Here is a 17,834-nt window from a genome sequence, read left to right as displayed (position 1 = left end):
GACAACTATTGGATGAACGTCCTGTCCCCCGGCGGCTTAACAAGGCGTCCTGCCTGATAATAGGCCCTCCGCAAAGCGGAGGGCAAATGGCAACTTACTCGCCTTGCTGTTCTGCTGCCTGTGCTTCTGGCGCAGCAGCTGGCTGAGACTGCTCGGTTGCTTCTTTGATGCTCAGACGGATACGGCCCTGGCGATCAACTTCCAGAACTTTCACCGGTACTTCCTGACCCATCTGCAGGTAATCGGTCACTTTCTCAACGCGCTTGTCAGCGATTTGAGAGATGTGAACCAGACCTTCTTTACCGCCACCGATGGCAACGAACGCGCCAAAGTCAACGATACGGGTCACTTTACCTGCGTAGACGCGACCCACTTCGATCTCTGCAGTGATTTCTTCGATGCGACGGATCGCGAATTTCGCTTTCTCGCCGTCGGTTGCTGCGATCTTCACAGTACCGTCATCTTCGATTTCGATCGTGGTGCCAGTCTCTTCGGTCAGCGCACGGATTACGGAACCGCCCTTACCGATAACATCTTTGATCTTGTCTGGATTGATCTTGATGGTGTGGATACGTGGAGCGAACTGAGAAATGTCGCCACGCGGCGCGTTAATCGCCTGTTCCATCACGCCCAGGATGTGCAGACGCGCACCTTTAGCCTGGTTCAGAGCAGCCTGCATGATCTCCTTGGTGATACCTTCAATTTTGATATCCATCTGCAGTGCAGAGATACCGTCGCGGGAACCCGCCACTTTGAAGTCCATATCGCCCAGGTGGTCTTCGTCGCCCAGAATGTCAGACAGAACAACGAAGTTGTCGCCTTCTTTCACCAGGCCCATTGCGATACCCGCAACAGCGGCTTTGATCGGCACGCCTGCATCCATCAGCGCCAGAGATGCGCCACACACGGAAGCCATGGAAGAAGAACCGTTGGATTCGGTGATTTCAGAAACCACACGAACGGTGTACGGGAATTTATCCGCTTCTGGCATCACTGCCAGCACGCCGCGCTTCGCCAGACGACCGTGACCAATTTCACGACGCTTAGGCGAACCCACCATACCGGTTTCACCTACGGAGTACGGAGGGAAGTTATAGTGGAACAGGAAGCTGTCAGTACGCTCGCCCATCAGTTCGTCGATGTTCTGTGCGTCACGTGCAGTACCCAGAGTCGCGGTAACCAGCGCCTGCGTTTCGCCACGGGTGAACAGTGCAGAACCGTGGGTACGTGGCAGAACGCCAGTACGCACATCCAGACCGCGGATCATGTCTTTTTCGCGGCCATCGATACGCGGCTCGCCAGCCAGAACGCGGCTACGAACAACGTTTTTCTCGATAGCGTGCAGGATGTCGCTCAGTTCGTTAGCGTCCAGCGCTTCGTCTTCAGCAACCAGCGTCGCGATAGTTTCAGACTTGATCACGTCAACCTGAGCATAACGCTCCTGTTTGTCAGTGATACGGTATGCATCGCTCAGGCGAGATTCTGCCAGGGCAGCAACGCGTGCGTTCAGCGCGTCGTTTACCGCTTCTGGCTGCCAGTCCCAACGTGGTTTACCGGCTTCTTTCACCAGATCGTTGATGTTCTGAATAACAACCTGCTGCTGGTCGTGGCCAAATACCACGGCGCCCAGCATCTGGTCTTCGCTCAGCAGTTCAGCTTCGGATTCAACCATCAGCACAGCGGCTTCAGTACCCGCAACAACCAGGTCCAGCTTACTTTCTTTCAGCTCTTCCTGGGTTGGGTTCAGCACGTACTGGTCGTTGATGTAGCCAACGCGCGCGGCACCGATTGGGCCATTGAATGGAATACCAGACAGTGACAGGGCAGCGGATGCGCCGATCATGGCAACGATGTCCGGGTTAACCTGTGGGTTAACGGAAACAACGGTCGCGATAACCTGTACTTCGTTAACGAAGCCTTCCGGGAACAGCGGGCGAACCGGGCGGTCAATCAGACGCGCAATCAGGGTTTCGCCTTCGCTTGGACGGCCTTCACGACGGAAGAAACCACCCGGGATTTTACCGGCAGCGTAGGTACGCTCCTGGTAGTTAACGGTCAGCGGGAAGAAGTCCTGACCTGGTTTAGCTTTTTTCTGGCCAACAACGGTAACGAATACCGCAGTGTCATCCATGCTTACCATAACGGCAGCAGTAGCCTGACGTGCCATCATGCCGGTTTCCAGCGTGACGGTATGTTGACCATACTGGAATTTACGAACGATCGGATTCAGCAAAGTTCTGTCCTTTCTTAAATGTTTGACAGCACACCACCGGTGTGCTGTCGATTTAACCCGACCTTCTTCGCATCCTCGCGACTAATGACAACCAACACCCCCATGGGTGAAGCCTCTCATTAGCCGCGCGAACCTCTGCAATGAAGATCATTTATAGCAACAATACAATAGTTTCCAGTGAATTGCTGCCGTCTGGTTGAAAAAAGGGGCCATCAGGCCCCCTTTTCTGAAACTCGCAAGACTTAGCGACGCAGACCCAGACGCTCGATCAGCGCGGTGTAGCGTGCAACATCTTTACGTTTCAGGTAGTCGAGCAGTTTACGACGCTGAGAAACCATACGCAGCAGACCACGACGGCTGTGGTGATCTTTTTTGTGCTCTGCAAAGTGACCCTGCAGGTGGTTAATCTGTGCAGTCAGCAGTGCAACCTGAACTTCGGTAGAACCGCTGTCGTTAGTACCACGACCAAACTCAGAAACGATTTTAGCTTTAGCTTCAACGCTTAGAGACATTTTCAAACTCCAAAGTATAAAGAATGTAAGGATGCCGATCTCTAATTCAGCAATCCAATGTACGCCCCGTAGATTGTTAAACAATTTACCAGGCGTTAAGCGGCGATATTCTACTCGTCTCCCCTGCTTATCGCAAGGTGAGCCGTTATCACCGTCACGCGTCGACCGGATATTCGACGACCAGACGACGCGGCGCAACGCGCCCTTCGCCATCCATTTCGCCCATACCGATGAATTTCCCTTCTTCACCTTCGGTCACGCGTACCAGTCCTTCCAGCGGCGCTTCCGCCGTACGAACCGGGTTGCCGTTCTTAAAGTAAACGGACGATGTTAAAGGAAGATTAACAACCGGGAAGTCCGCTGCCGGACTGTCCATCGGCATCAGCAATGGATCCAGCAAATCTGCCGGCGCGATCCCCTGCGCTTCCGCCTGTTCAACCAGCGCGTGCAGATGTTCCAGGGTCACCATCCGCTCCACCGGGTACTTGCTCACCGCCAGACGACGCAGGTAAATCACATGCGCGCCGCAGCCCAGCTTTTCACCGAGGTCGTCGATGATGGTGCGAATATAGGTGCCTTTCGAACAGTGCACTTCCAGCTCCAGCTCATCGCCTTCATGGCGAATAAACAGCAGCTCATACACGGTTATCGGACGGGCTTCACGCGGGACGTCAATGCCCTGGCGCGCATATTCGTAGAGCTTCTTGCCCTGATATTTCAGCGCCGAATACATCGACGGCACCTGCATCGTGTCACCACGGAAGCTTTCCAGCGCCGCATCAAGCTGCTCTGCGCTGAAGGTCACCGGGCGCTCTTCCACTACCTGACCGTCCGCGTCGGAGGTATCCGTGCGCTGGCCCAGTTTAGCGATAACGCGGTAACGCTTATCGGAGTCGAGCAGGTACTGGGAAAACTTTGTCGCCTCTCCCAGGCAGACCGGCAGCATGCCGGTTGCCAGCGGATCGAGCGCGCCGGTGTGGCCCGCACGGTTGGCGTTATAAATACGCTTAACTTTTTGCAGCACGTCGTTGCTGGAAGCGCCCTGGGGTTTATCCAGCAGCAGCACACCATGCACGTCGCGACCGCGACGACGAGGACGACTCATCAGTCCTCCTTGCTGTCGTCCGCCGGATTAACACGACGCTCATCGTCATGTTTAACCACGCTGGTCACCAGGTTGGACATACGCATACCTTCGACCAGCGAGTTGTCGTAGAAGAAGGTCAGTTCAGGCACGATACGCAGGCGCATCGCTTTGCCAAGCAGGGAGCGGATGAAACCAGAGGCTTCCTGCAGCGCTTTAATGCCGTTTTTCACTGCCGCTTCGTCCTGATCGTTCAGGAAGGTGACGAACACTTTTGCATACGCCAGATCGCGGGACATTTCGACACCGGAAACGGTGGTCATCATGCCGACACGCGGGTCTTTAATTTCACGTTGCAGAATGAGCGCGATCTCTTTCTGCATTTCCTGCGCTACGCGCTGAGGGCGACCAAATTCTTTCGCCATAATAAATTCTCCAGACAAAAAAGGGGCTAAAGCCCCTTTTTTAAATTATTGCCGGGTGGCGCTTCGCTTACCCGGCCTACGCTAAACAATCTTCTGTCGACGAAGATTACGCGATGGTACGCTGAATTTCGATGATCTCGAACACTTCGATCATATCGCCAACGCGAACGTCGTTGTAGTTCTTCACGCCGATACCACATTCCATACCGTTACGGACTTCGTTAACGTCATCTTTGAAGCGGCGCAGGGATTCCAGCTCGCCTTCGTAGATAACCACGTTGTCACGCAGTACGCGGATTGGGTTGTGACGCTTGATGTTACCTTCGGTAACCATACAGCCCGCGATCGCACCAAATTTCGGTGATTTGAACACGTCACGTACTTCAGCCAGACCGATGATCTGCTGTTTCAGCTCAGGAGACAGCATGCCGCTCATCGCTGCTTTCACTTCGTCGATCAGGTTATAGATGACGGAGTAGTAGCGAAGATCCAAGCTTTCCGCTTCAATCACTTTACGCGCAGATGCATCCGCACGGACGTTGAAGCCAACCAGGATAGCGTTGGAGGCAGCAGCCAGGGTAGCGTCGGTTTCGGTGATACCACCTACGCCAGAACCGATGATCTTCACTTTCACTTCGTCGGTAGACAGTTTCAGCAAGGAGTCGGAGATCGCTTCCACAGAACCCTGAACGTCAGCTTTCAGAACGATGTTCACTTCGTGAACTTCGCCCTCGGTCATGTTGGCAAACATGTTCTCGAGTTTAGATTTCTGCTGACGAGCCAGTTTAACTTCACGGAATTTGCCCTGACGGTACAGTGCCACTTCACGCGCTTTCTTCTCGTCACGCACAACGGTCACTTCGTCACCGGCAGCCGGAACACCGGACAGACCCAGGATTTCTACTGGAATGGACGGACCCGCTTCCAGAACTTCCTGACCCAGTTCGTTACGCATCGCACGAACGCGGCCGTATTCGAAGCCACACAGAACGATGTCGCCCTTGTTCAGCGTGCCTTCACGAACCAGAACGGTTGCAACCGGACCACGACCTTTATCCAGGAAGGACTCGATCACCGCGCCGCTCGCCATACCATTACGGATCGCTTTCAGCTCCAGAACTTCAGCCTGCAGCAGGATCGCGTTCAGCAGGTCGTCAATACCGGTACCCGCTTTAGCAGATACTGGGATGAACTGCGCTTCACCGCCCCACTCTTCCGGCATAACGCCGTACTGAGACAGTTCGTTCTTCACGCGGTCCATATCGGCTTCTGGCTTATCGATTTTGTTGACCGCAACAACCAGAGGCACCTGCGCCGCTTTCGCGTGCTGAATAGCTTCGATGGTCTGTGGCATCACGCCGTCGTCTGCTGCAACAACCAGTACAACGATATCCGTCGCCTGAGCACCACGAGCACGCATTGAGGTAAACGCTGCGTGGCCTGGGGTATCCAGGAAGGTGATCATGCCGTTTTCGGTTTCTACGTGGTAAGCACCGATGTGCTGGGTAATACCACCCGCTTCACCAGAGGCAACCTTAGTAGAACGAATGTAGTCAAGCAGAGAGGTTTTACCGTGGTCAACGTGACCCATGATGGTCACAACCGGTGCACGCGGTTCAGCCGCAGCGCCTGTATCACGGTCGCTCATTACTGCTTCTTCCAGCTCGTTTTCACGACGCAGGATAACTTTATGGCCCATCTCTTCAGCAACCAGCTGTGCGGTTTCCTGATCGATGACCTGGTTGATGGTTGCCATGGCGCCCAGCTTCATCATCGCTTTGATGACCTGAGAGCCTTTAACCGCCATCTTGTTCGCCAGATCGCCAACGGTGATGGTTTCGCCGATCACGACGTCACGGTTAACGGCCTGAGCGGGCTTCTGGAAGCTCTGCTGCAGAGCGGAACCTTTACGCTTACCGCCTTTACCGCCGCGAACGGCAGCGCGTGCTTCTTCACGGTCAGCTTTGGACTCAGCGTGCTTATTGCCTTTTTTCGCCGGACGCGCAGCTTTAGTACTGCGAGTACGACCGCGACCACCTTCAACTTCACGGTCGTTGTCGTCTTCAGCCTGACGCGCATGCTGAGAAGTGGTCACGTGATAATCGCTGGTGTCTTCAGTCGGCTCAACGGTATTCACACCGTTCTTCTCGTTTTCTTCTGCCATACGGCGCGCTTCTTCAGCCACACGGCGAGCTTCTTCTTCCAGCTTACGGCGGGCTTCTTCTTCCGCTTTACGCTTCAGCTCGGCAGCTTCATTTTCACGGCGGGCTTTTTCAGCCTGGGCGGTTTTGGTCATTTCGTCTGTCTGTTGATTGCTCACTTTGTCTTTTTCCGCAGCGTCACGCTTCACTTTATCACTTGCGTCGCGTTTCGCTTTTTCTGCGGCCTCACGTTCAGCTTTTAATTCTGCTTCACGTTTGGCGGTTGCTTCCGCCTCACGCTGAGCTTGTTCTTCCGCTTCACGCTGTGCCTGCTCTTCCGCGGCAAGGCGTTCTGCCTCTTGCGGATCACGTTTTACAAAGGTGCGCGTCTTGCGGACTTCAATTTGTACCGATTTGCTTTTGCCACCGGTACCAGGGATGTTTAACGTGCTACGCGTTTTGCGCTGCAGCGTTAACTTGTCAGGCGTAGAACCGTGTTCACGGTTCAGGTGCGTTAACAAGGTTTGTTTTTCTTGCGCGGTCACTGAGTCATCAGCGGACTTCGGGATCCCTGCATCAGCAAATTGCTGTACCAGGCGGTCCACGGAGGTCTGAATCTCAGCAGCCAGCGATTTTACAGTTACATCAGTCATGCTGTTCCTTCCTGCTACAGTTTATTACGCTTCGTCGCCGAACCAGCAAATATTACGTGCGGCCATGATGAGCTCGCCGGCTTTCTCGTCGGTTAAACCTTCGATATCAGCCAGGTCATCAACGCCTTGCTCAGCGAGATCTTCCAGCGTACAAACACCACGGGCAGCCAGCTTGAACGCAATCGCACGATCAAGACCTTCCAGATTCAGCAGGTCATCAGCCGGCTTCTTATCGCCAAGGCTTTCTTCCTGAGCCAGCGCCAGGGTGGTCAGTGCGTTTTTAGCGCGTTCACGCAGGGCTTCAACAGTCTGTTCATCCAGACCGTCAATTTCCAGCAGCTCTTTCATTGGCACATAGGCCAGTTCTTCCAGCGTAGAGAAACCTTCTTCAACCAGAACAGTGGCGAAGTCTTCGTCAATATCCAGGTATTTAGTGAAGGTATCGATCGCCGCATGGGCTTCAGCCTGATGCTTAGCCTGCAGGTCATCAACGGTCATAACGTTGAGTTCCCAGCCGCTCAGCTGTGACGCCAGGCGTACGTTCTGACCGTTACGGCCGATTGCCTGCGCCAGGTTGCCCGCTTCAACAGCGATATCCATGGTGTGTTTGTCTTCGTCAACAACGATAGACGCCACATCAGCTGGAGCCATTGCGTTGATCACGAACTGCGCCGGGTTGTCATCCCACAGAACGATATCAATACGTTCGCCGCCCAGCTCAGTAGAAACTGCCTGAACGCGCGCACCGCGCATACCGACGCAAGCACCGACCGGGTCGATACGCTTGTCGTTGGTTTTCACCGCAATTTTCGCACGGGAGCCCGGATCGCGAGCCGCCGCTTTAATCTCGATAACTTCTTCACCGATTTCCGGTACTTCGATACGGAACAGTTCTACCAGCATTTCTGGTTTAGAACGGGTCACGAACAGCTGTGCACCACGCGCTTCAGGGCGAACGGCGTACAGAACACCGCGAATACGGTCGCCTGGACGGAAGTTTTCACGCGGCAGCATATCTTCACGCAGGATCACGGCTTCAGCGTTACCCGGCAACCCTTCGGATTTGATCTCCAGGGAGATGTTGTCGCGGTTCACTTTCTTCACCACGCCGGTGATGATCTCGCCTTCCTGATCGCGGAACTGATCGACAACCAGCGCGCGCTCGGCTTCGCGAACTTTCTGCACGATAACCTGTTTAGCGGTCTGGGTCGTGATACGGTCGAAGGTGACAGATTCAATCTGATCTTCAACGTACTCGCCCACGTTCAGACTTTCGTCTTCAAAACGGGCGGCTTCCAGCGTGATCTCTTTGGTCGGCTGGGTCACTTCTTCAACGATTACCCAACGACGGAATGTATCGAAGTCACCGCTTTTACGATCGATTTCTACGCGAACATCGATCTCTTGTTCGTATTTTTTCTTGGTTGCTGTAGCCAGTGCACTTTCCAGCGCTTCGAAAATCTTCTCACGCGGCAGTGATTTCTCGTTGGAGACGGCTTCAACAACAGCCAAAATTTCTTTGTTCATCGCGGGCTTTTCACCTCAATCCAGACTGTTAAAAGTGGGGAACCAGGTTCGCCTTCTGGATATTACTCAGCGCGAACACTTCATCTTTGCCGTCGACTGTCACCGTGATCATTTCACCATCAACGGCTTTGATAATTCCCTGCCATTTACGGCGGTTCTGTACGGCCATACGCAGAACGAGAGCCACTTCTTCACCGGTAAAGCGCACATAGTGCTCGGCCGTGAACATCGGACGATCGAGGCCAGGTGAGGAAACTTCCAGGTTGTACGCAACGGTAATCGGGTCTTCAACATCAAGAACCGCACTCACCTGGTGGCTGACATCAGCACAATCATCAACATTGATGCCATCTTCACTATCAATATAGATGCGCAGCGTCGATGTACGGCCGCGAACGAATTCGATGCCGACCAGTTCGTAGCCCAGTGCTTCGACCGGTGCAGTAATCATCTCTGTTAATTTTTGCTCTAATGTGGACAAGCCCACCCCCAAGACATAAAAAAAGGGCGTAAAGCCCAGTTATTCTGTAGTCAGATAACAAAAAACCCCGATAAATCGGGGCTTTAGATAACTGAACCCTATAGCCACAACTGTGGCCTGGAGCACTTTCCGAAAGAATTTTTTCAAATCCAGCTACGAAGGCTCTAAGTCTTCACAGTATATTTGAAAAAGAACTTTATGGGAAAGTGGTTGCGGGGGCCGGATTTGAACCGACGACCTTCGGGTTATGAGCCCGACGAGCTACCAGGCTGCTCCACCCCGCGCCTGAAACGTGGCAAATTCTACGCGTTTTGGACAGAATTTGCAAATAATGCTGGGATTTGGTACCGAAGACGGGACGTAAAATCGGCGTTTAGTATATTGATAGTTGACCCCACCTGTCAAGGCGACTTCCGCCAGATCGATCAGACCAAAATTTTTACAAAAAACGCACGACTCTCTTCCGGTCTTCGCCAAAAGATGATTAAATGAATACTCACTTATTTTGCATAAAAATGCACAAGAGAGCGAAAGCGGTCTCTAATCAGTCAATCAAGCAGGGTTTTATTCTATGACGACGATTCTCAAGCATCTTCCGGTTGGACAACGTATTGGCATCGCTTTCTCAGGTGGCCTGGATACCAGCGCTGCACTGCTGTGGATGCGCCAGAAGGGAGCGGTTCCGTATGCCTATACTGCGAACCTGGGTCAGCCGGATGAGGACGACTATGATGCCATTCCTCGTCGCGCTAAAGAGTATGGTGCAGAGAACGCGCGCCTGATTGACTGCCGTAAGCAACTGGTCGCTGAAGGTATCGCGGCTATTCAGTGTGGTGCGTTCCATAACACCACCGGCGGCCTGACCTATTTCAACACCACCCCGCTGGGCCGTGCGGTCACCGGCACCATGCTGGTTGCGGCGATGAAAGAAGACGGCGTCAACATCTGGGGTGACGGTAGCACCTATAAAGGTAACGATATCGAACGTTTCTATCGTTATGGCCTGCTGACCAACGCCGAGCTGCAGATCTACAAGCCGTGGCTAGACACCGACTTCATCGACGAGCTGGGTGGTCGCCATGAGATGTCCGAGTTTATGATCGCCTGTGGTTTCGACTATAAGATGTCAGTCGAGAAAGCCTATTCCACCGACTCCAACATGCTGGGTGCGACGCACGAAGCGAAAGACCTGGAATTCCTGAACTCCAGCGTGAAGATCGTTAACCCTATCATGGGCGTGAAGTTCTGGGACGAGAACGTCAAAATCCAGGCTGAAGAAGTAACCGTGCGTTTCGAACGCGGCCATCCGGTTGCGCTGAACGGTAAAACCTTCTCTGATGATGTTGAGCTGATGCTGGAAGCTAACCGTATTGGCGGTCGTCACGGTCTGGGCATGAGCGATCAGATTGAAAACCGCATCATAGAAGCGAAAAGCCGTGGCATCTATGAAGCCCCGGGAATGGCACTGCTGCACATCGCTTACGAGCGTCTGCTGACCGGTATTCACAACGAAGACACCATTGAGCAGTATCACTCCCATGGCCGTCAGCTGGGTAAACTGCTGTATCAGGGCCGCTGGTTCGATCCACAGGCGCTGATGCTGCGTGATGCGCTGCAGCGTTGGGTGGCAAGCGCGATCACCGGTGAAGTGACCCTGGAACTGCGTCGCGGTAACGACTACTCCATCCTGAACACCGTGTCTGACAACCTGACCTATAAAGCAGAGCGTCTGACCATGGAGAAAGGTGATTCAGTCTTCTCTCCGGATGACCGTATTGGCCAGTTGACCATGCGTAACCTGGACATCACCGATACCCGCGAGAAGCTGTTCAACTATGTTGAGAATGGCCTGCTCTCCGCGAACTCCGGTAACGGCCTGCCGCAGGTTGAAAACCTGGAACACAGCGATAAGAAGTAACGTTCACATAAAATAAAAAAGGCGTCCTATGGACGCCTTTTTTATTTGGATTTTTGTAGGCCCGGTAAGCGCAGCGCCACCTGGCAAAATGGCGGGTGGCGCTGCGCTTACCCGCCCTACAAAACCATCACATAATCTACAGACGAAAAAAAAGACGTCTTTCGACGTCTTTTTCCGGGAATATTGGTACCGAGGATGGGACTCGAACCCACAAGCCCGTTAGGGCACTACCACCTCAAGGTAGCGTGTCTACCAATTCCACCACCTCGGTACAGAATACTTAGTGCGGGATATCGCTGGTTGGCTTAGCCGGTGCAGCTGGCTGAGTCTGCTCAGTTTTCGCTGGCGCGCTCAGATTTTCCCACTCGCTTCCTTTGCTGGTCTTGTTGCTGTTGATATTGCCAAGCACCAGGCTGATGATGAAGAACAGCGTAGCCAGAATCGCCGTTGTGCGGGTCATGAAGTTCGCAGAACCACTTGAACCAAACAGCGTACCGGAAGCGCCTGCTCCGAAGGAGGCTCCCATATCAGCGCCTTTACCTTGCTGCAGCATAATCAGCGCTACGAGAGCGATGGCTACAATAAGGAAAATAACTAAAAGAGCTTCGTACATAATCAACCTGTTCCTTGCGGATTTGCCGCATACCAATGCTTCGACCAATTAGCAGGATTTCTGTTTCCCACTGAAGCGGGTGTGAATACTAACCAAAGCGAATCACCTTCGCAAGGGCATTTTCGACGCATTGTATCAACTGCGGAAAAAAACAGCAAAAAGCCATTAATTGCTTAAAACAAAGGCGGCAAACGCCGCCTTTTTAAACATTTAGCGTGCAAGATTATGCAGCTTTCACGGCATCCGCAATACGGTGCGCAAATTCGGTTACCTGCGCTTCGTCTTCACCTTCCACCATCACGCGGATTAGCGGTTCGGTACCGGACTTACGCAGCAGCACGCGTCCACGATTGCCCAGAGCCGCTTCTACGTCAGCCATCACCGCTTTAACGTTCTCATTTTCCAGCGGATCGCCTTTACCGGCTGTGAAACGTACGTTTACCAGGATCTGAGGGAACATTTTCATTCCGCTGCACAGATCGTGCAGGCTCATGTGGTTGCGCGCCATCGCGGCAACCACCTGCAGCGCGGCCACAATACCGTCACCGGTGGTGGTTTTGTCGAGCAGGATCACGTGACCTGAGTTCTCAGCACCGATACGCCAGCCTTTCTCCTGCAATTTTTCCAGCACATAGCGGTCACCCACTTTCGCGCGGACAAACGGAATACCGAGCTGTTTCAGCGCCAGTTCCAGGCCCATGTTACTCATCAGCGTACCCACCGCACCACCGCGCAGCTGTCCCTGACGCAGACCTTCACGTGCAATGATATAGAGGATCTGATCGCCGTCGACCTTGTTACCTTCGTGGTCGACCATGATCACGCGGTCACCGTCGCCGTCCAGCGCAATACCCAGATCGGCTTTCTCCGCCAGAACACGCGCCTGCAGGGCACGAACGTCAGTTGCCCCCACCTGCTCGTTAATGTTCAGACCATCCGGCTCGCAGCCAATGGCGATCACTTTCGCACCCAGCTCGCGAAACACATTCGGGGCGATGTGATAGGTCGCACCGTTAGCACAGTCCACCACAATTTTGAGGTGAGCCAGGCTCAGCTCATTCGGGAAAGTGCCTTTACAGAATTCGATATAGCGACCCGCAGCATCAACGATACGGTTCGCTTTACCCAGCTCTGCGGAATCAACACAGGTGATCTCTTTTTCCATTTCGGCTTCAATGGCTTCTTCCACCTCATCCGGGAGCTTGGTGCCGTCAATGGAGAAGAATTTAATGCCGTTGTCGTAGAACGGGTTGTGAGAAGCCGAGATGACAATCCCCGCTTCCGCACGGAAGGTGCGCGTCAGATACGCAACCGCAGGCGTTGGCATTGGGCCTGTAAAGGAAGCGGAAAGTCCAGCAGCCGCCAGCCCCGCTTCCAGCGCGGACTCCAGCATATAGCCGGAAATGCGGGTGTCTTTACCGATGATAATTTTACGTGAGCCATGACGCGCCAGTACCTTGCCAGCAGCCCAGCCGAGCTTCAGGACAAAATCAGGGGTGATGGGAGCATCGCCTACGCGCCCACGGATACCGTCGGTACCAAAATATTTACGATTACTCATAGCGTTTGTTTTCCTTCGCTGCCAGTGTGGCTTCCACCACACGCATGGCTTCTACTGTTTCTTTGACGTCATGGACACGAATAATGTGCGCACCCTGCATCGCCGCAATCACCGCGCAGGCCAGGCTGCCGCTCAGGCGTTCGCTCGGCCCCACGTTCAGCAACTGCCCAATCATCGACTTTCTCGACATACCCACCAGCAGCGGCAGACCAAAGTGATGGAATTCCGACAGGCGCGCAAGCAACGCATAATTGTGTGAGAGATTTTTACCGAAACCGAACCCCGGGTCGAGCAGCAATTTCTCTTTTGGGATACCAGCACGTTCACAGCGCGCGATATGCTCAATAAAGAAGCGATTCACGTCGGCAAAGACATCGTCGTACTTCGGTGCTTCCTGCATGGTTTTCGGCTGACCCTGCATGTGCATCAGGCATACCGGTAACCCCGTTTCTGCCGCAGCTTCGAGTGCGCCAGGCTCGGTGAGTGAGCGAATATCATTAATAATGTGAGCGCCCACTCTCGCCACTTCACGAATCACTTCCGGTTTGGAGGTATCAACGGAGATCCACACTTCAAATCTCTGTGCAATCGCTTCAACCACCGGCACCACGCGCGCCAGCTCTTCTTCCACAGACACGTCCGCCGCACCAGGACGCGTCGATTCGCCGCCAACGTCAATGATGGTGGCACCCGCATTAATCATTAAATTCGCGTGCTTAACCGCCTCGATAAGCGTGTTGTGCGTGCCGCCGTCAGAGAAAGAGTCAGGGGTAACATTCAGGATCCCCATCACATGAGGGTGTGAAAGATCGAGATGCGAGTCCTGAGCGAATAATTTCATGGCGAAATCCCTGATATCTATATCGTTAAACAGAAATGAAAAACCCCGGAGCAAGCTCCAGGGTTTGAGGTACAGACAAACGCGTCAACAGCAGTGACTTACTTATCGCCCAACTGTTCTGACATGGTGTTGCCCGGGTTTGGCGTACGCGGTTCATCAACCGGACGCGGCGCACGCGGGGTGCCATTGTTGTCAGAATTATTGGAAGCGCCTGGGTCTTCCCAGCCTGCTGGCGGACGCACTTCACGGCGCGCCATCAGGTCGTCAATCTGCGGTGCATCAATGGTCTCATATTTCATGAGCGCATCTTTCATCGAATGCAGGATGTCCATATTGTCGTTCAGGATCTGGCGAGCACGTGCATAGTTACGCTCTACCAGAGATTTTACTTCCTGGTCGATGATACGAGCCGTCTCATCGGACATATGTTTCGCTTTCGCCACAGAACGGCCCAGGAATACTTCACCCTCTTCCTCTGCATACAGCAGCGGACCGAGTTTGTCGGAGAAGCCCCACTGCGTCACCATGTTACGCGCCAGGTTTGTCGCGACTTTGATGTCGTTGGACGCACCGGTAGAAACATGTTCCACACCGTAGATAATCTCTTCTGCCAGGCGACCACCGTACAGGGTAGAAATCTGACTTTCCAGCTTCTGACGGCTGGCGCTGATTGCGTCGCCTTCAGGCAGGAAGAAGGTCACACCCAGCGCACGACCGCGCGGAATAATCGTCACTTTATGCACCGGATCGTGTTCCGGCACCAGGCGACCGATAATCGCGTGACCCGCTTCGTGGTATGCCGTGGACTCTTTCTGCGCTTCCGTCATCACCATGGAGCGACGTTCCGCACCCATCATGATTTTGTCTTTCGCTTTCTCAAATTCCACCATGGATACGACGCGCTTGTTACCGCGAGCGGCAAACAATGCAGCTTCGTTGACCAGGTTAGCCAGGTCCGCACCGGAGAAGCCCGGGGTACCGCGCGCAATGATTGCCGCGTCGATATCTGGCGCCAGCGGTACGCGACGCATGTGGACTTTCAGAATCTGTTCACGACCGCGAACGTCCGGCAGGCCCACAACAACCTGACGGTCGAAACGGCCTGGACGCAACAGCGCAGGGTCAAGTACGTCCGGACGGTTAGTCGCCGCGATAACGATGATACCTTCGTTACCTTCGAAGCCGTCCATCTCAACCAGCATCTGGTTCAGCGTCTGTTCACGTTCATCGTGACCACCGCCCAGACCTGCGCCACGCTGGCGGCCTACGGCGTCGATTTCATCGATGAAGATAATGCACGGTGCTGCCTTCTTGGCCTGCTCGAACATGTCACGCACACGAGATGCACCGACACCCACGAACATTTCAACGAAGTCAGAACCTGAAATAGTAAAGAACGGCACCTTCGCTTCACCCGCGATGGCTTTCGCCAGCAGGGTTTTACCGGTACCCGGAGGGCCAACCATCAGCACGCCTTTCGGGATCTTACCGCCGAGTTTCTGGAAACGGCTCGGTTCACGCAGGTATTCAACCAGTTCACCCACTTCTTCTTTCGCTTCGTCACAACCGGCGACGTCAGCGAATGTGGTCTTGATCTGGTCTTCCGTCAACATACGCGCCTTGCTTTTACCGAACGACATGGCACCTTTGCCACCGCCGCCCTGCATCTGGCGCATAAAGAAGATCCAGACGCCGATAAGAAGCAGCATCGGGAACCAGGAAATGAAGATAGAAGCCAGCAGGCTTGGTTCTTCTGGCGGCTCGCCAACCACCTTGACGTTTTTGGTCAGAAGGTTATCAAGCAGCTTAGGATCGTTCACCGGGATGTAAGTCGTGTAACGGTTACTATCTTTCTTGGTAACGTTGATCTCACGTCCGTTGATACGCGCTTCGCGAACCTGGTCCTGATTGACCTCCTGCAGGAAGGTAGAATAATCCACCTTGCGGCCATTCGACTCGCTGGGCCCAAAGCTCTGGAATACTGACATCAGCACGACGGCAATGACCAGCCAGAGAATTAGGTTTTTCGCCATGTCACTCAAGGGATTAACCTCACATTACAACTGTGTTAAAAACAGCGTCAGGATACTCTATATCCAGTTTCATTCAAACTTTCGCCTGAAATCTACCGGTTATCATTTTCGCCCGGTCGCTACAATATACACTTCACGGGAACGGGCCCGGGAAGAGTCCGGCTTACGAACTTTAACCTTCGCAAACAGGGAGCGAATTTCCTTAAGATACTCCTCGAAACCTTCGCCCTGAAACACCTTCACAACAAAACTACCACCAGGCGCTAGTACATCACGACACATTTCTAACGCTAGCTCCACCAGATACATGCCGCGGGGGATATCCACCGCCGGTGTTCCACACATATTTGGTGCCATATCAGACATGACAACCTGAACCTTACTGTCACCCACACGTTCAAGTAACGCTTTCAGCACTAATTCATCACGAAAATCGCCCTGAAGGAAGTCGACACCGACGATGGGATCCATTGGTAAAAGATCGCATGCGATGATTCGACCCGCTCCGCCAATCTGCGTTACCGCATACTGGGACCATCCGCCAGGTGCCGCACCGAGGTCGACAACCGTCATCCCCGGCTTAAAAAGTTTGTCACTTTGCTGTATTTCATCAAGTTTAAACCAGGCGCGGGAACGTAACCCCTTTTTCTGCGCCTGCAGAACATATTTATCGCTAAAGTGTTCCTGAAGCCAGCGGCTGGAACTGGCAGAACGCTTTTTACCTGTCATTTAACTTTTCCGTCCGGGTTCATCGTTGCCTACTTTTGACGTAAATTTCTACGCTGCTATTTGGCGATATAAGGGAGATGGCGGTAGAATGAACCGTTTTCAATCCCAACGTAAGCAAAAATATACGATGAATCTGAGTACTAAACAAAAACAGCACCTTAAAGGTCTGGCACATCCGCTCAAGCCTGTAGTCATGCTTGGCAACAATGGTTTGACCGAAGGGGTGCTTGCCGAGATTGAACAAGCGCTGGAACACCACGAGCTGATCAAGGTGAAAATCGCCTCTGAAGACAGAGACACTAAAACCTTGATCGTGGAAGCCATCGTGCGCGAAACCGGCGCCTGTAATGTACAGGTCATCGGTAAAACGCTGGTGCTCTATCGCCCATCTAAAGAGCGCAAAATCTCGCTGCCACGCTAAGGATATCCTGAATCAAACACATTTTCTGTGTGAAACGAGGGATTTCTGTCAGCAGGCGAGCAAAATGCCATGCTCCTTGAGTTGATAAAAGGCCGCTATGCGGCCTTTTTCTTTTCTTTACAATGTATCAACATCTTAGTAGAGAAGCGAATTACAGGTATTCAACCTTAATAATTTCGTATTCCACTTCACCGCCAGGGGTGCGGATGGTGACAACATCGTCCTGCTCTTTGCCAATCAGGCCGCGAGCAATCGGAGAGTTCACTGAAATCAGGTTCTGTTTGAAGTCGGCTTCATCATCACCCACGATGCGATAGGTCTGCTCTTCGTCGTTGTCCAGGTTCAGCACGGTCACCGTAGAACCAAAGATCACACGCCCGTTGTTAGGCATTTTGGTGATATCGATAACCTGTGCATTGGACAGTTTTGCTTCGATATCTTTAATACGCCCTTCACAGAAGCCCTGCTGCTCACGCGCGGCGTGGTATTCAGCATTCTCTTTCAGGTCGCCATGCTCGCGCGCATCCGCGATAGCGGCGATGATTTCAGGGCGACGCACGGATTTCAGAAAATCCAGCTCTTCGCGCAGTTTTTCGGCACCACGTAAGGTCATCGGAATAGCTTGCATTTGTTATACCTCTTAAACATTCCTGTTGGGAGCA

15 protein-coding genes and 2 tRNA genes are annotated in these 17,834 nt (G+C 53.3%); 2 read left to right on the top strand and 15 right to left on the bottom strand.

Annotation, left to right across the window (positions count from 1 at the left end; all coding sequences use genetic code 11):
* Positions 1-94 precede the first annotated feature (94 nt).
* The 8 genes from pnp to V4835_RS02980 form a co-directional block, all read right to left on the bottom strand.
* The gene (gene pnp, locus V4835_RS03015) at positions 95-2,233 is read right to left on the bottom strand and encodes a polyribonucleotide nucleotidyltransferase (RefSeq protein ID WP_442877304.1); all 2,139 of its coding nucleotides are present in this window, start codon (positions 2,231-2,233) and stop codon (positions 95-97) included.
* 242 nt (positions 2,234-2,475) lie between these two features.
* Positions 2,476-2,745 (bottom strand): 30S ribosomal protein S15, encoded by a 270-nt coding sequence (gene rpsO, locus V4835_RS03010; RefSeq protein WP_003861789.1) that lies wholly within the window; start codon positions 2,743-2,745, stop codon positions 2,476-2,478.
* 154 nt (positions 2,746-2,899) lie between these two features.
* The gene (gene truB, locus V4835_RS03005) at positions 2,900-3,850 is read right to left on the bottom strand and encodes a tRNA pseudouridine(55) synthase TruB (RefSeq protein WP_331411146.1); all 951 of its coding nucleotides are present in this window, start codon (positions 3,848-3,850) and stop codon (positions 2,900-2,902) included.
* Complete coding sequence (gene rbfA, locus V4835_RS03000) at positions 3,850-4,254, bottom strand: 30S ribosome-binding factor RbfA (protein WP_003024988.1); 405 nt, start codon at positions 4,252-4,254, stop codon at positions 3,850-3,852. The genes truB and rbfA overlap by 1 nt, the downstream gene beginning before the upstream one ends.
* A 106-nt stretch (positions 4,255-4,360) precedes the next feature.
* On the bottom strand, positions 4,361-7,048 hold the full coding sequence (gene infB / locus V4835_RS02995; RefSeq protein ID WP_063143572.1) for a translation initiation factor IF-2: 2,688 nt from the start codon (positions 7,046-7,048) through the stop codon (positions 4,361-4,363).
* Positions 7,049-7,072: 24 nt separating this feature from the next.
* On the bottom strand, positions 7,073-8,575 hold the full coding sequence (gene nusA / locus V4835_RS02990) for a transcription termination factor NusA (protein WP_063143573.1): 1,503 nt from the start codon (positions 8,573-8,575) through the stop codon (positions 7,073-7,075).
* A gap of 28 nt (positions 8,576-8,603) precedes the next feature.
* Entirely contained in the window at positions 8,604-9,056 is a 453-nt protein-coding gene (gene rimP, locus V4835_RS02985; RefSeq protein ID WP_032639709.1) for a ribosome maturation factor RimP, read from the bottom strand.
* A 207-nt stretch (positions 9,057-9,263) separates the two neighbouring features.
* Positions 9,264-9,340 (bottom strand) — tRNA-Met (locus tag V4835_RS02980).
* A gap of 287 nt (positions 9,341-9,627) precedes the next feature.
* Here V4835_RS02980 and argG point away from each other — a divergent pair.
* Complete coding sequence (gene argG / locus V4835_RS02975; protein WP_331411145.1) at positions 9,628-10,974, top strand: argininosuccinate synthase; 1,347 nt, start codon at positions 9,628-9,630, stop codon at positions 10,972-10,974.
* A gap of 184 nt (positions 10,975-11,158) precedes the next feature.
* On the opposite strand, the gene V4835_RS02970 is transcribed toward argG, so the two are convergent.
* From V4835_RS02970 to rlmE, 6 genes are all read right to left on the bottom strand, one after another.
* Positions 11,159-11,245, bottom strand: a tRNA-Leu gene (locus V4835_RS02970).
* A 9-nt stretch (positions 11,246-11,254) separates the two neighbouring features.
* Positions 11,255-11,587, bottom strand: coding sequence for a preprotein translocase subunit SecG (secG, locus tag V4835_RS02965; RefSeq protein WP_023333590.1), 333 nt, complete (start codon positions 11,585-11,587; stop codon positions 11,255-11,257).
* A gap of 223 nt (positions 11,588-11,810) precedes the next feature.
* Positions 11,811-13,148, bottom strand: coding sequence for a phosphoglucosamine mutase (glmM, locus tag V4835_RS02960; RefSeq protein ID WP_331411144.1), 1,338 nt, complete (start codon positions 13,146-13,148; stop codon positions 11,811-11,813).
* Entirely contained in the window at positions 13,141-13,989 is an 849-nt protein-coding gene (folP, locus tag V4835_RS02955) for a dihydropteroate synthase (RefSeq protein WP_024906364.1), read from the bottom strand. Before folP ends, glmM begins: the two co-directional genes overlap by 8 nt.
* Before the next feature lie 98 nt (positions 13,990-14,087).
* Positions 14,088-16,022 carry an ATP-dependent zinc metalloprotease FtsH gene (gene ftsH, locus V4835_RS02950; RefSeq protein ID WP_010436002.1) on the bottom strand — a complete coding sequence of 645 codons (1,935 nt, stop codon included), beginning with the start codon at positions 16,020-16,022 and terminating at the stop codon, positions 14,088-14,090.
* Positions 16,023-16,124: 102 nt separating this feature from the next.
* Positions 16,125-16,751, bottom strand: a complete 627-nt coding sequence (gene rlmE, locus V4835_RS02945; protein WP_010436004.1) for a 23S rRNA (uridine(2552)-2'-O)-methyltransferase RlmE — start codon at positions 16,749-16,751, stop codon at positions 16,125-16,127.
* Positions 16,752-16,878: 127 nt separating this feature from the next.
* Here rlmE and yhbY point away from each other — a divergent pair, with 127 nt between their 5' ends.
* Positions 16,879-17,172 carry a ribosome assembly RNA-binding protein YhbY gene (yhbY, locus tag V4835_RS02940; protein WP_032614629.1) on the top strand — a complete coding sequence of 98 codons (294 nt, stop codon included), beginning with the start codon at positions 16,879-16,881 and terminating at the stop codon, positions 17,170-17,172.
* 151 nt (positions 17,173-17,323) lie between these two features.
* Here yhbY and greA read toward each other — a convergent pair whose 3' ends face one another.
* Positions 17,324-17,800 carry a transcription elongation factor GreA gene (gene greA, locus V4835_RS02935; protein ID WP_014171793.1) on the bottom strand — a complete coding sequence of 159 codons (477 nt, stop codon included), beginning with the start codon at positions 17,798-17,800 and terminating at the stop codon, positions 17,324-17,326.
* Between the last annotated feature and the right edge of the window lie 34 nt (positions 17,801-17,834).

The organism is Enterobacter cloacae complex sp. CARB60 (assembly GCF_036487345.1).
In the GTDB taxonomy this organism is placed as follows: Bacteria; Pseudomonadota; Gammaproteobacteria; order Enterobacterales; family Enterobacteriaceae; genus Enterobacter; species Enterobacter asburiae_D.
The sequence above is the reverse complement of the archived record's forward strand: the minus strand, read 5'-3'. Positions and strand labels throughout refer to the sequence as shown.

Bases quoted from the DNA above. Each gene is read 5' to 3' on its own strand.
- truB (WP_331411146.1), bottom strand. From the start codon at position 3,850: ATGAGTCGTCCTCGTCGTCGCGGTCGCGACGTGCATGGTGTGCTGCTG.
- secG (WP_023333590.1), bottom strand. From the start codon at position 11,587: ATGTACGAAGCTCTTTTAGTTATTTTCCTTATTGTAGCCATCGCTCTC.
- infB (WP_063143572.1), bottom strand. From the start codon at position 7,048: ATGACTGATGTAACTGTAAAATCGCTGGCTGCTGAGATTCAGACCTCC.
- rpsO (WP_003861789.1), bottom strand. From the start codon at position 2,745: ATGTCTCTAAGCGTTGAAGCTAAAGCTAAAATCGTTTCTGAGTTTGGT.
- yhbY (WP_032614629.1), top strand. From the start codon at position 16,879: ATGAATCTGAGTACTAAACAAAAACAGCACCTTAAAGGTCTGGCACAT.
- rbfA (WP_003024988.1), bottom strand. From the start codon at position 4,254: ATGGCGAAAGAATTTGGTCGCCCTCAGCGCGTAGCGCAGGAAATGCAG.
- folP (WP_024906364.1), bottom strand. From the start codon at position 13,989: ATGAAATTATTCGCTCAGGACTCGCATCTCGATCTTTCACACCCTCAT.
- glmM (WP_331411144.1), bottom strand. From the start codon at position 13,148: ATGAGTAATCGTAAATATTTTGGTACCGACGGTATCCGTGGGCGCGTA.
- ftsH (WP_010436002.1), bottom strand. From the start codon at position 16,022: ATGGCGAAAAACCTAATTCTCTGGCTGGTCATTGCCGTCGTGCTGATG.
- argG (WP_331411145.1), top strand. From the start codon at position 9,628: ATGACGACGATTCTCAAGCATCTTCCGGTTGGACAACGTATTGGCATC.
- nusA (WP_063143573.1), bottom strand. From the start codon at position 8,575: ATGAACAAAGAAATTTTGGCTGTTGTTGAAGCCGTCTCCAACGAGAAA.
- greA (WP_014171793.1), bottom strand. From the start codon at position 17,800: ATGCAAGCTATTCCGATGACCTTACGTGGTGCCGAAAAACTGCGCGAA.
- rlmE (WP_010436004.1), bottom strand. From the start codon at position 16,751: ATGACAGGTAAAAAGCGTTCTGCCAGTTCCAGCCGCTGGCTTCAGGAA.